We start from the raw sequence: 12,275 nt of genomic DNA on the forward strand, positions 1-12,275 counted from the left end.
GAGGGGCAGTTGACACGCCCTGATCGGGTGAGGGTCCCCGGCCCGGCGCCGCGGACCCGCGATCGTGCTCCTCGTGATCACCACCAGCCTGCGGCGGCGCACCGCTGCCGCCGCCCTCTCCCTCGCGGCCGTCCTCACGACCACGGCCGCCACGCCCGGCCAGGCCCCCGCGGCTTCCGTGACGGCGGCCGCCAAGCCCGCCACCCCCGGACCGGCCGCCTGTCCCGTCCAGTTCGACGACAAGATCAAGGCCGCCGCCGACCGCCGGGTCCAGGTCGACCGCATCACCCCCGACCCGTCCTGGCGCACCAGCTGCGGCACCCTCTACCGGGCCGACGGCCGCGGTCCGTCCGTGATCTTCAAGGAGGGCTTCCGGCCCCGGGACGTGGTCGACGGCCAGTACGACCTCGAGAAGTACGTCCTGGTCAACCAGCCGTCCCCGTATGTGTCCACCACGTACGACCACGACCTGTTCAAGAAGTGGAAGTCCGCCTTCAACTACTACGTCGACGCCCCCGGCGGGGTCGACGTCAACAAGACCATCGGCGACACCCACAAGTGGGCCGACCAGCAGGAGGTCGCCTTCCCGGGCGGCATCGCCCGCCGGTACATCGTCGGCGTCTGCCCGGTCGACAAGCAGACCAGGACCGAGATCATGAGCGAGTGCGAGAGCAACCCGCACTACAGGCCGTGGCACTGAGCAGCACCTCCGAGCCCACGGGCCGGTAGCCGGCCGCCTGGAACGCCCGCAGACTGCGGGCGTTCCCCGCCGCAACCTGAGCCCACACCGGCGCGCCTCCGGCCAGGTGCCGCCCCGCCGCCGCCAGCCGCCGCCCGAGTCCCCGGTGCCGTGCCCCCACGTCCACCTCGACCGCGGCCTCCCACCGCCCGGCCACGCCACGGCCCAGCACGAGCACCCCGCCGTCCGCCGCCCACACCCGCACGTCGTCACGCCGCCGGCGTGCCGACGCCACCCGCGGATGGCCGGGATCGTCGATCTCCGTCAACGCGAGCGGAGGCTCCCCGGGCAGCGCCGCACCGGTCAGCAGCACGTCGACCGTGTCGGACGCACGGCCCGTCCGGTCCATCAGCGCCGCCAGGAAGCGGACGTTCATCGTGGCCGCGAGCCGGTCGCAGTCGGTCCCGGCCAGCGTCCGGCGCACCCAGTCCGGATCCTCGTCCGTGAAGACGACCGAGTGAGCCGTGAAGGCGATGACCCCGGCGTCCCGGGCTGAGGGCTGGTTCACGATCGTCGTCCCGCCGTCCGCGGGCGGGAAGACGCCCCGCTCCGCCGCGTCGAGAACGTCCCGCAGGGTTTCCGCCACCGAACCTCCTTGAGTCTCCACCCACTGGAAGGCCCAGACTCCCAGACATGATCGACGACGGCACCGGACTGCTCACCATCGGCGAACTGGCCCGGGCCACCGGACTGACCGTGCGCACCATCCGGTACTGGTCCGACGAGGGCGCACTGCCCCCGGTGGCCCGGTCCGCGGGCGGTTACCGGCTGTACGACGCCGCGTCCGTGGCGCGCCTGGAGCTGATCCGGACCCTGCGCGAACTCGGCCTCGGGCTGGCGGACGTCCGCCGGGTGCTGGCCGGTGAGACGACGGTCGCGCAGGTCGCGGCCGCGCACGTGGTCGCGCTGGACGCGCGGATCCGGTCGCTCAAGGTGACCCGCGCGGTGCTGTCGACAGTGGCGAAACGTGGTTCCGGCGCGGAGGAGACGACACTCATGAACAGACTGGCCCGGCTGTCGGCAGCCGAACGGCGGCGCATCGTGGAGGAATTCGTGGACGAGGTGTTCCACGGGCTGGACACGGCGGACCCGGTGATCCGTGAACGCATGCGGAACACCGCCGCCGACCTGCCCGAGGAACCGACACCCGAGCAGGTGGACGCCTGGCTGGAGCTGGCCGAGATGCTCCAGGACCCGGACTTCAGGGCCGAGATGCGCAAGGCCGCCGAGTTCAACGCGGCCGACCACGGTCATGACACGCCCGCCGGGGCGTCCCTGTGGTTCTCCCGGCGGCTCGTACAACTGGGAGCCCGGGCCCGCGAGCGCGGCATCGCCCCCGACTCCCCGGAGGCCGCTCAGGTGCTGCGCGAGCTGCTGGGTGAGGCCGACCCCGCCACCGTGCTGGAGCGGCTGCGCTCGCACGCCACCAACCGGGTCGCCCGCTACCGCGAGTTGCTGGCCGTCGTGAAGGGAACCGGTCCCTACGCGGCGTACCGCGAGGAGTTCGCGTGGGTGGTCGCCGCACTGGAGGCGCATACGGGCAGTTAATCTGACCTGCGTCAGCAAGACGCGGAACACGAGAGTAGGGGCGGATCGGTGGCGGACATCGAGGAAGCACGCAAGCAGTTCGAACAGATCGACACGGATGGTGACGGCTTCATCACCGCTGCCGAGTTCAAGTCCGCCCTGGCCCGGTCCGGCGACTGGAACGTCACCGAGTCGGTCGCCGAGGTCGTCATCAAGACCCGCGACCTCGACGGCGACAAGAAGCTGAGCTTCGACGAGTTCTGGGGCTACCTGAACAAGTGACGCCGGCGCTCCGGCGCTGCGAGGAGTGGGGTCCGGTCCGTCCGCGGACGACCGGGCCCCTCGTCATACCCACCGGAATAGCCCACCCGCCCCGGCGGTTGACCCCGATCACGAAGGCCCCGCGAGGAGGCCCAGGCGTCACCGACCCCCGGAAGGGCGAGCGAGGACATGAAGATCGGCATCATCGGAGCGGGCAACATCGGCGGCAATCTGACCCGGCGGCTCACCGCCCTCGGTCACCAGGTGTACGTCGCCAACTCCCGGGGCCCGCACACGCTCAAGGCCCTGGCGGAGGAGACCGGCGCTACGCCCGTGACGGTCGAGGAGGCACCGCGGGGCGCCGAGATCGTCGTCGTCACCATCCCGCTGAAGGCGGTCCCGGACCTGCCGTCCGGCCTGTTCGACGAGGCGGCGGACGGCGTCGCGGTGATCGACACCGGCAACTACTACCCCCGGCAGCGGGACGGCAGGATCGCCGCGATCGAGGACGAGGGCCTCACCGAGAGCCGCTGGACGGAACGCCACATCGGCCACCCCGTCATCAAGGCTTTCAACGGCACGTACGCCCAGGACATCCTGGACCGCCCGCTCCCGGCCGGCGACCCCGGCCGCATCGCCCTCCCGGTGGCCGGCGACGACGAGGCGGCCAAGCGCAAGGTGCGGGACCTGATCGACGAACTCGGCTTCGACACGGTCGACGCGGGCGGCATCGACGACTCCTGGCGCCAGCAGCCCGACACCCCGGTCTACGGCCTGCGCGGCGGCGTGGAGGCGGTCACGAAGGCCCTGGCGGAGGCGTCCCCCGAACGCAAGCCGGAGTTCAGCGGCTAGGGCGTGTCCGCAAAGTCCCGCCTGCCCCGCGACGCCCGGCACGCACTCTCGCCGCACCGGTCGAACACCCGCGTACAACCAGTGCGCGGGCGTCCGCCCGGCACTCCCCCAGCCTTCGGCCGGGGGTACCCCCAGAGCACGCACCGGACGCCGCGGGGCCCGCCCTCCGGGCGGACGACGGGACTTTACGGACACGCCCTAGGACACCGGGCCCTCAGGCGTCCTCGGCCCACCTCCGCAGCGCCGCCCTGCTCTCGAAGTCGGCCACGTTCTTGTCCAGCGGATCGTCGGTGTACTGGTGGAATCGCCATTTGGCCTTGATGCGCGGCTTCCCGGCACTGACGTAGTCGGCGATCCACAGGCCGTCGCCCGCGTAGGACGTTTTGTCGATGGTCAGCCAAAAATGCCTGTTCGCGTACAGAATGACTTGGTTGTTCGGCCGGAGGTCCTTCAGCTTCCGGATGAACAGGTCCTTCTGCGCGTTGCTCGCGTGCGTCCCGTCGCTGGTCGTCTCCCAGTCGACGGCGAGGATGTCGCCCGGCCGGTCCGGGGCCTTGGAGACGAAGTACTCGGCCTGGGCGGTGAGGTTGCCGGGCCACAGGAAGTGGTAGAAGCCGACGACCAGACCGGCGTCGCGGCCCCGCTTCGTCTGGGCGGCGAGTCTGGGGTTGACGTAGGAACGCCCCTCGGTCGCCTTGACGAAGACGAAGGAGAGGCCGTCGGTGTCGTAGGAGGAGGACTGGTAGGCGCTCACGTCGATGCCGCGCAGCATGGGGGCTCCCTGAAGCGCTGGTGGGGGAGGGGAGTTGATGCCTACCCACCATGGCACGGCCTGCTGCGGGCCGACGTGGAAATGTCAACTTAAGTCGGGCGCGGGGTGAATGCCGGCCGCCGTGGCGGTGATCCGGGCGGCCAGCTGGGCGACGGACGCGAGGAGTTCGGCCGGTGGGCGGGCGAGGTCCAGGGCGTGGGCCGTGACCGTGATGCCGGAGCGGCGGATGACGTGGTCGGCCGGGCCGTCCTGGGAGGTGGCGGCGTAGACGAGGTGGCCGTGCGGCAGGCCGAGCGCGGTGCAGTAGCCCAGCAGCTGGCCGAGGTGGTCGGTGGAGGGGGCGGGCCTGTCGAGGAAGACGTACTTCGCGTCGACGACGGAGACGGGGCGGCCCGCCCGGTACAGCACGATGTCCGGACGCAGACGCACCCTGCGGGCCTCGTCCAGGCGGTGGTGTCCCTCCTGGCCGGCGCACCGGATCCCCTGGCGGGCGAGGACGTCGCCGAGCGCCACGGTGAGGAACCGTTCGAAGACGTCCGGCATGTCGAGCAGGAAGCCGTCCGCCGCGGTGGGTGTCCCGCCGGCCGGCTGGACGGAGCGGGCGGACAGCACCAGTTCGGCCAGCCGCAGGACCCGCGTGTAGCGGGAGTTGAGGCGGTTCGGCGTCCAGCGGGGCAGGGGCGCGCCGGGGTGGAGGGGGCGGACGCCCGTGAGGTGGCCGGCGAGGTGGCGCAGGGTCAGGGCCGTGCGCCGGGGGACTCCGGGGAGCCGGGCGGCCAGGTTCAGGGCCGTGAGCAGGACGCGGTTCTCGGCGATGTCCGGGGTGTGGTCGTCGTAGCGCACGGCGACCGGCAGCGGCAGGCCGACGCGGCGCAACTGGTCCGCCGTGCGGATCCGGCCGCGGATCAGGGGCAGGTCCTCCTCGACCGTGCGGTAGCCGTGCAGCACTCCCGCGTCGAGCGTGCGGCGGGCGGTGCGGGCGAGCAGGTCGGCGACGGCGGGCAGCAGTTCGTCCGACTCGGCGGCGGTGACCGGCTCGGGCCGCCAGGGGTCGCCGGGGGAGTAGGAGAGCAGGAACATCAGGTCGCGGACCGGGAGTTTGGGACGCAGGCGCAGCTCGACGGCTCCGCCGGACGGCGTGCGCAGCCGCACCAGGCCGACCTTCTGGTTCCCCCTCAGACGCCAGCGTCCGCCCGCCGCCGGGGTGAGCCGGACCAGCTCCGGCACGGAGAGCAGACCGGCGATCTGGTCGCCGGTCAGCTCCCGCACGGTGCCGGGGCCGGTCTCCCGCACGGTGACGTCGAGGCCGGTCGGGCCGGGGCCGGCGGGGCGGGGGACGGTCACCCCTCCTCCGGGTCCTGCCCGAGCGCCGCCCGCAGGGCGGGCAGGCCGTACTCCTCCTCCACGTCGACACCGGTGCCGTAGAGCTGGTCCTCCAGCAGGGGCAGGATCTGGGTGCGCCAGACGAGGTCGAGTCCCTCCGCCCGGGCCGCGGCGGGCTTCATCAGGTACGACGGCCCGATCGCCCGGTCGGCGTCGCCGAGCCGGGCGTTGAGCTCGTCCAGCAGCCGGGCCGCGGTGTCCGGCAGTCCGCGCTCACGCAGCCAGCGGTCCAGCAGGCCCTGGACCGGCGGCTTCTCGGGGGAGAGGCGGCGGAAGGCGAAGCGCCGGCGCATCGCCGCGTCGACGAGGGCGATCGAGCGGTCGGCGGTGTTCATCGTGCCGATGAGGAACAGGTTGTCCGGCAGGGTGAACGGGGCGTGCGGGCTGTACTGGGTGGTGACGGGCTCCTCGCGGTACTCCAGCAGGAAGTACAGCTCGCCGAAGACCTTCGCCAGGTTGGCCCGGTTGATCTCGTCGACGATCAGGACGTACGGATTGGCCGGGTCCTTCGCGGCACGCTCGGCGAGCAGCCGGAACGGCCCGGGCACGACGTCGAACACCACCGAGCCGCCCTCGCCCCGGACGGGACGGAACCCCTCGAAGAAGTCCTCGTAGGTGTACGAGGGGTGGAACTGCACCAGCTCCACCCGGTCGGGGCCGGCGAGATGCCGGGCGAGGGCGCGGGCGAGGTAGGTCTTCCCGGTGCCGGGCGGGCCGTGGAAGACGAGCTGCCCCTGCTCCTGGAGCTGTTCGGCCGTCTCGCGCAGCCACTCCAGCGGCATCAGCAGCCGCGCGGCCAGCTCCTCGGTGACCGGCGGCAGTTCCAGCGCCTTGGTGACGTCGACGTCGACGAGCTCCTCGGCGACCACGTCCTCCAGCCCCGCCCGCTCGGCGAGTTCGGCCGCGACGCTGCTGATGTCGTAGAGCGTCGGCGGCAGGGGCAGCCGGGCCTGCACACGCTCGGGCAGCTCCGCGCGGACGAGCGGCCGCTCGGCGGTGGCCCAGCGCACCGGTCGGCGCCGGGCGTTGTCCGGGCCCTCCGAGGCGTCGTACGCGGCCGGGCCCTGGACGGTTCCGACGTGCACCTCGTCCGGAGTGACGGTGACGACCAGGTCGCCCGGCTGCATGACGGTGAGAAAGGCGTGCAGCTGGTACGCGGCCTGCCCGCGCAACTGGGCGCTCGACTCCGGCATCGCCTCGGCGACGGCCCGCTGCACGTCCTGCTTGGCGGAGCCGGCGGGGATCTCCGGGATCTCCCGCCAGGCCATCGAGCAGTAGCCGCGCCGCAGCCAGTCCGGGATGAAGTTGCGCCCGTCCACGTTGTACCCGCGCACCAGCCAGCCGCGCTGCTCGTGTTCGACGGCGCCCCTGCGCCACCGGCCCACCCACGGCTCGTCGTAGAAGTCGACCGCTTGCCCGGTCTGTTCCTCCAGCGTCCGGCACAGTTCCAGCAGATCGCGGTCGTCGTCGCCGGTGGGCTCGGGGAGTTCGTCCGCGAAGGCCTTGACGATCTCCTGCTTGTGGTAGGCGCTGGCGATCGGCTGGTACGTCTCCGGGAAGAGCAGGTGCAGCAGGACGTGGATCTGCGCCCGGCCCTTCTTGTGCCCGACGGACCGCTGGACGTCCAGGCACTCCTCGCGGAACCGCCAGGGGTCGTCCAGCAGCGCCTCCCGCTCGGCTTCGGGGAGCGCGGCGAGCCGCTCCACCAGCAGGACCAGGATCTGGAACTGCGCCCACCGGTAGTTCAGGAAGCCCTGGCCGCCGTGCAGGAAGCCCTTCAGACCCGGCTCCAGATCCGCCGGGACGGCCACCGGGCGATCGGCCCAGGACAGCACCTCGCCCAGGATCTGGCGCTTCTTGGCCAGCCCGATCTGCTCGGGCACCAGCGGTGCCATGTTCACGAACAGCAACTCGGCGGCGAGGACCACCGTCGCGTCCGGGGCGCCGTCGAGCTGGCGCCGCAGCTTGACCAGGAAGGTGTCCGAGGACTCGTCCGGCTGGTCCACGAACCGGACCCGCAGATCGGAGGCCGTCGCCCCGCTCCAGGCCGGCAACTCCCGCGCGAACGCGGACGTCCCGCTCAGCAGTCCCTCACGGAAGACCCGCCGCACCGCCGCCACGACATCGGTGCTTTCCGGCCGCCTCGCCATTTCGCCCCACCCCCTGGTGCTCGAATGGCCCAGACTAGGCGGACAGCGGCACGGAGGCCTCCAAGGGAGGCGCAAGGGCCACGACGGCGAACGAGAACGGTGTCCGACCAGATGACGACAGCACACACCCCCGCGGTGACCCCGACGGCAGCGGACGACGGCGGCGAGGCCGGGAGGGGCACCGTGCTCTACCTCGGCCTGCGGCGCTCCCCCCTGGAATGGCGCGCCGAACTCGGCGCCGCCGCAGCACGGGGACTGAGCGTCCACGTCGCGTCCGACGCCGACGTCTCCCACACCGGGCTGCCCGGCCACCGGCTCGGCTCCTTCGACCGCGGCTCCTCGCTCGCGGAGCAGGCCGCCGAGGCAGCCCCGGACCAGGCCCCCGTCGCTGTCGTCTGCTGGGGCGACAAGTACGTCGGCCTCACCGCGCTGCTCGCCGAGCGGTTCGGGGTGCGCGGCATCGGTACCGACGCCGCGGCCGTCACCACCGACAAGGCCGCCCAGCGCCGGGCCATGGAGCCGTACGGGCTCAACCCGCCCTGGCGGGCGGGCCGGACGCTCGACGACCTGCGGGCCGTCGCGTCGGAGCTCGGCACCACGGGCCGTCCCCTGGTGTTCAAGCCCGCCCACTGCTCCGGCGGCCGCGGCATGGCGCTGATCACCCAGGACACCGGCCTGGACGAGGTGTTCGCGCTCACGGCCGCCAACTACTCAAGGACCGGCGACTTCCTCGTCGAGGAGTACGTCGACGGCTCCGAGCACTCCGTCTCGGGTGTCGTCTCCGACGGCACGGTGCGGATCCTCGGTGTCACCGACAAGAGCGTCGACGGGCCCTTGTCCCCGTCGTGGGCCACGGCGGTCCCCTCCGCCCTGACGGACACGCAGGTCAAGGACCTGATGCGGGCCGCCGAGCAGGCCGTGCTCGCCGTCGGCCTCGGGACCGGAGGGTTCCACGTCGACCTGCGGTTCGGCTCCGCGGGCCCCGTCGTCCTGGAGGTCGGCGGACGGCTCGGCGGCGACCTGATCAACTCCCACCTCATCCCGTACGCGCACCAGGGGGCCGTCCGGCCGTACGAGGCGCTGCTCGCCCTGCTCACCGACGGGGAGCTGCCCGGCGAGACCCCCGAGCCCAGCCGTGGCGCGGCCATGGTGCTGCTGCCCAAGGACGGGCGCCCGGCGGGCGATGTGGCGGTGGCCGCGCTCGCCCGCCCGCGGGTCGTCCTCGCCGAGGACTGGCCCGGCACGGACACGGTCGTGGCGGTCGTCGTCACCGAGGACCCGGCCGACCTGCCCGCGGCCGTCGCGGAGGTCCGCGAGGCGGCCAGGTGACCGCAGGCCCCGCGCCTGCGCCCCGCCTTCGACGAGCTGACGCGCCTCACCGGCAGGGGCGGCGCGTCAGCGCCTTCCGCCGGGACGCCCAGACCGCCAGGACCGCCGCGACCACGGCGGCCGCCGCCCGGCGCCACGCGGGCCGTCAGCACTCGATGATGTTGACCGCCAGCCCGCCCCGTGCCGTCTCCTTGTACTTCACCGACATGTCCGCGCCGGTGTCCTTCATCGTCTTGATGACCTTGTCCAGGGACACCTTGTGGGAACCGTCGCCGCGCATGGCCATGCGGGCGGCCGTGACGGCCTTCACCGCGGCCATGCCGTTGCGTTCGATGCACGGGATCTGCACCAGGCCGCCCACGGGGTCGCAGGTCAGTCCGAGGTTGTGTTCCATGCCGATCTCGGCGGCGTTCTCGACCTGCTCCGGGGAGCCGCCGAGCACCTCGGCCAGCGCGCCCGCCGCCATCGAGCAGGCCGAGCCGACCTCGCCCTGGCAGCCGACCTCGGCGCCGGAGATGGAGGCGTTCTCCTTGAAGAGCATGCCGATGGCCCCGGCGGCGAGGAGGAAGCGGACGACTCCGTCCTCGTCGGCGCCGGGCACGAAGTTCATGTAGTAGTGCAGGACCGCCGGGATGATGCCGGCCGCGCCGTTGGTGGGGGCGGTGACGACCCGGCCCCCGGCGGCGTTCTCCTCGTTGACCGCCATCGCGTAGAGCGTGATCCACTCCATGGCGAGGGCCTTCGGGTCGCCCTCGGAGCGCAGCTTGCGGGCGGTGTTCGCGGCCCGGCGGCGCACCTTCAGACCGCCCGGCAGGATGCCCTCGCGGGACATGCCGCGCGCCACGCACGCCTCCATCACCCGCCAGATCTCCAGCAGGCCGGCGCGGATCTCCTCCTCGGTGCGCCAGGCCCGCTCGTTCTCCAGCATCAGAGCGGAGATCGACAGGCCCGTCTCCCCGGCCATGCGCAGCAGCTCGTCGCCCGTGCGGAAGGGGTACTTCAGCACGGTGTCGTCGAGCTTAATGCGGTCCGCGCCCACCGCGTCCTCGTCGACGACGAAGCCGCCGCCCACCGAGTAGTACGTCTTCGACAGCAGCTCCGCGCCCGAGGCGTCGTACGCCCACAGGGTCATGCCGTTGGCGTGGTACGGCAGGGCCTTGCGGCGGTGCAGGACCATGTCGTCGTCGTAGGAGAACGCGATCTCCTGCTCGCCCAGCAGGTTGAGCCGGCCACCGGTCCTGATCGCCTCCACCCGTGCGTCGGCCGTCTCCACGTCCACCGTGCGGGGCGAGTCGCCCTCCAGGCCGAGCAGCACCGCCTTGGGCGTGCCGTGGCCGTGGCCGGTGGCGCCGAGCGAGCCGTAGAGCTCCGCGCGGACCTTCGCGGCCGGGGCCAGCAGCTCCTCGTTGCGCAGCCGCCGGGCGAACATCCGGGCCGCCCGCATCGGGCCGACGGTGTGGGAGCTGGACGGGCCGATGCCGATCGAGAACAGGTCGAAGACCGAGATGGCCACGGGAACTCCTGACTACGGGGGTGGTGCAGAGGGGGTGGGCGCCGCGCCGCTTGTGGCCGCACGGCGCCCGAAAGGTTTCTTCGTTATGTGTTCAGACCCGCGTACAGCGGGTGCTTGTCGGCCAGGGCCTTCACCCGGGCCTTGAGGGCCTCCGCGTCGTACGACGGCTTCAGCGCCTCGGCGATGACGTCCGCGACCTCCGCGAAGTCCTCCGCCCGGAACCCGCGCGTGGCCAGGGCCGGTGTGCCGATCCGCAGACCGGACGTCACCATCGGCGGACGCGGGTCGTTCGGGATCGCGTTCCGGTTGACCGTGATGCCCACCTCGTGGAGGCGGTCCTCGGCCTGCTGTCCGTCCAGCTCCGAGTGGCGCAGGTCGACCAGGACCAGGTGCACGTCCGTGCCGCCGGACAGGACGTCCACGCCCACGGCCCGGACGTCGTCCTTCACCAGACGCTCGGCCAGGATGCGGGCACCCTCCAGCGTACGGCGCTGGCGCTCCTTGAAGTCCTCCGAGGCCGCGACCTTGAAGGCGACCGCCTTGGCCGCGATCACATGCTCCAGCGGACCGCCCTGCTGACCGGGGAAGACGGCGGAGTTGATCTTCTTGGCCAGTTCGGCCGTGGAGAGGATCACACCGCCGCGCGGGCCGCCCAGCGTCTTGTGGGTGGTCGTGGTCACCACGTGCGCGTGCGGCACCGGGTTCGGGTGCAGCCCGGCCGCGACGAGCCCGGCGAAGTGGGCCATGTCGACCATCAGGTACGCGCCGACCTCGTCCGCGATCCGGCGGAAGGCGGCGAAGTCAAGCTGCCGCGGGTAGGCCGACCAGCCCGCGACGATCAGCTTCGGCTTGGACTCCTTGGCCAGCCGCTCTACCTCGGCCATGTCGACCCGGCCGTCGTCGCCGACGTGGTAGGCGACGACGTCGTAGAGCTTGCCGGAGAAGTTGATCTTCATGCCGTGGGTCAGGTGCCCGCCGTGCGCGAGGTTCAGACCCATGATGGTGTCGCCCGGCTTGAGCAGCGCGAACATCGCGGCGGCGTTGGCCTGGGCGCCCGAGTGCGGCTGCACGTTGGCGTGCTCGGCGCCGAACAGCTCCTTGACCCGGTCGATCGCGATCTGCTCGACCACGTCGACGTGCTCGCAGCCGCCGTAGTAGCGGCGGCCCGGGTAGCCCTCGGCGTACTTGTTGGTGAGGACCGAGCCCTGCGCCTCCATGACCGCGACCGGCGCGAAGTTCTCCGAGGCGATCATCTCGAGCGTGGACTGCTGGCGGTGCAGCTCGGCGTCGACCGCGGCGGCCACGGCCGGGTCGAGCTCGTGCAGGGGTGTGTTCAGGACGGACATACGGCTACGACTCCTCAGCCGGCGGAGAACGCGGTGTACTCGTCGGCGGAGAGCAGGTCGCCCGGCTCGTCCGTGACCCGCACCTTGAACAGCCAGCCGCCCTCGAAGGGGGCCGAGTTCACCAGCGACGGGTCGTTCACGACGTCCTCGTTGACCTCGGTGACCTCACCGGAGACGGGGGAGTAGAGGTCGGACACCGACTTGGTCGACTCCAGCTCGCCGCAGGTCTCGCCCGCGGACACGGAGTCACCGACCTCGGGGAGCTGGACGAAGACCACGTCGCCGAGCGCGTTGGCCGCGTGCTCCGTGATGCCGACCGTCGCGACGCCGTCCTCGGCGGCCGACAGCCACTCGTGCTCCTTGCTGTAACGAAGCTGCTGGGGGTTGCTCATGGCCTGGATTC

Annotated in this window: 11 protein-coding genes and 1 pseudogene; 5 read left to right on the forward strand and 7 right to left on the reverse strand. The window is 72.2% G+C overall.

Translation table 11 applies throughout. The annotated features are described in order from the left end of the window. Positions 1-73: 73 nt before the first annotated feature. Positions 74-700 carry an ADP-ribosyltransferase gene (locus CP976_RS30100; RefSeq protein WP_150483142.1) on the forward strand — a complete coding sequence of 209 codons (627 nt, stop codon included), beginning with the start codon at positions 74-76 and terminating at the stop codon, positions 698-700. Here CP976_RS30100 and CP976_RS30105 read toward each other — a convergent pair. Beyond that, a complete protein-coding gene (locus CP976_RS30105; protein ID WP_150483143.1) occupies positions 654-1,325 on the reverse strand; it encodes a GNAT family N-acetyltransferase in 672 nt (223 codons plus the stop codon). The genes CP976_RS30100 and CP976_RS30105 overlap by 47 nt on opposite strands. A gap of 47 nt (positions 1,326-1,372) precedes the next feature. On the opposite strand from CP976_RS30105, the gene CP976_RS30110 reads away from it, so the two are divergent. The 3 genes and pseudogenes from CP976_RS30110 to CP976_RS30120 all read left to right on the forward strand — a co-directional run. Then, a complete protein-coding gene (locus tag CP976_RS30110; RefSeq protein WP_150483144.1) occupies positions 1,373-2,287 on the forward strand; it encodes a helix-turn-helix domain-containing protein in 915 nt (304 codons plus the stop codon). Between the two features lie 48 nt (positions 2,288-2,335). After that, entirely contained in the window at positions 2,336-2,548 is a 213-nt protein-coding gene (locus CP976_RS30115) for an EF-hand domain-containing protein (protein ID WP_059422708.1), read from the forward strand. Positions 2,549-2,695: 147 nt separating this feature from the next. Continuing rightward, a pseudogene (locus CP976_RS30120) lies at positions 2,696-3,379 on the forward strand (NADPH-dependent F420 reductase); the annotation flags it as partial. A gap of 214 nt (positions 3,380-3,593) precedes the next feature. Here the strand turns inward: CP976_RS30120 and CP976_RS30125 are convergent. From CP976_RS30125 to CP976_RS30135, 3 genes are all read right to left on the reverse strand, one after another. Further along, on the reverse strand, positions 3,594-4,151 hold the full coding sequence (locus CP976_RS30125; protein WP_150483146.1) for a GH25 family lysozyme: 558 nt from the start codon (positions 4,149-4,151) through the stop codon (positions 3,594-3,596). Positions 4,152-4,235: 84 nt separating this feature from the next. Beyond that, positions 4,236-5,495 carry an McrC family protein gene (locus CP976_RS30130; RefSeq protein WP_150483147.1) on the reverse strand — a complete coding sequence of 420 codons (1,260 nt, stop codon included), beginning with the start codon at positions 5,493-5,495 and terminating at the stop codon, positions 4,236-4,238. Continuing rightward, the gene (locus CP976_RS30135; RefSeq protein ID WP_150483148.1) at positions 5,492-7,684 is read right to left on the reverse strand and encodes an McrB family protein; all 2,193 of its coding nucleotides are present in this window, start codon (positions 7,682-7,684) and stop codon (positions 5,492-5,494) included. The genes CP976_RS30130 and CP976_RS30135 overlap by 4 nt, the downstream gene beginning before the upstream one ends. Positions 7,685-7,795: 111 nt before the next feature. On the opposite strand from CP976_RS30135, the gene CP976_RS30140 reads away from it, so the two are divergent. Then, complete coding sequence (locus tag CP976_RS30140) at positions 7,796-9,013, forward strand: ATP-grasp domain-containing protein (RefSeq protein ID WP_150483149.1); 1,218 nt, start codon at positions 7,796-7,798, stop codon at positions 9,011-9,013. Between the two features lie 145 nt (positions 9,014-9,158). Here the strand turns inward: CP976_RS30140 and CP976_RS30145 are convergent, their stop codons facing one another. From CP976_RS30145 to gcvH, 3 genes are all read right to left on the reverse strand, one after another. Then, entirely contained in the window at positions 9,159-10,526 is a 1,368-nt protein-coding gene (locus tag CP976_RS30145) for an L-serine ammonia-lyase (protein ID WP_150483150.1), read from the reverse strand. Positions 10,527-10,609: 83 nt separating this feature from the next. Next, entirely contained in the window at positions 10,610-11,872 is a 1,263-nt protein-coding gene (glyA, locus tag CP976_RS30150; protein ID WP_150483151.1) for a serine hydroxymethyltransferase, read from the reverse strand. A gap of 14 nt (positions 11,873-11,886) precedes the next feature. Then, positions 11,887-12,264 carry a glycine cleavage system protein GcvH gene (gcvH, locus tag CP976_RS30155; RefSeq protein WP_059422730.1) on the reverse strand — a complete coding sequence of 126 codons (378 nt, stop codon included), beginning with the start codon at positions 12,262-12,264 and terminating at the stop codon, positions 11,887-11,889. Positions 12,265-12,275 lie beyond the last annotated feature (11 nt).

Source organism: Streptomyces coeruleorubidus, assembly GCF_008705135.1.
GTDB classification, from domain to species: domain Bacteria; phylum Actinomycetota; class Actinomycetes; order Streptomycetales; family Streptomycetaceae; genus Streptomyces; species Streptomyces coeruleofuscus.

What these genes read in the sequence shown, in the direction of transcription:
- CP976_RS30110 (WP_150483144.1), top strand. Translation starts at nt 1,373, where the DNA reads ATGATCGACGACGGCACCGGACTGCTCACCATCGGCGAACTGGCCCGG.
- CP976_RS30125 (WP_150483146.1), bottom strand. Translation starts at nt 4,151, where the DNA reads ATGCTGCGCGGCATCGACGTGAGCGCCTACCAGTCCTCCTCCTACGAC.
- CP976_RS30135 (WP_150483148.1), bottom strand. Translation starts at nt 7,684, where the DNA reads ATGGCGAGGCGGCCGGAAAGCACCGATGTCGTGGCGGCGGTGCGGCGG.
- CP976_RS30140 (WP_150483149.1), top strand. Translation starts at nt 7,796, where the DNA reads ATGACGACAGCACACACCCCCGCGGTGACCCCGACGGCAGCGGACGAC.
- glyA (WP_150483151.1), bottom strand. Translation starts at nt 11,872, where the DNA reads ATGTCCGTCCTGAACACACCCCTGCACGAGCTCGACCCGGCCGTGGCC.
- gcvH (WP_059422730.1), bottom strand. Translation starts at nt 12,264, where the DNA reads ATGAGCAACCCCCAGCAGCTTCGTTACAGCAAGGAGCACGAGTGGCTG.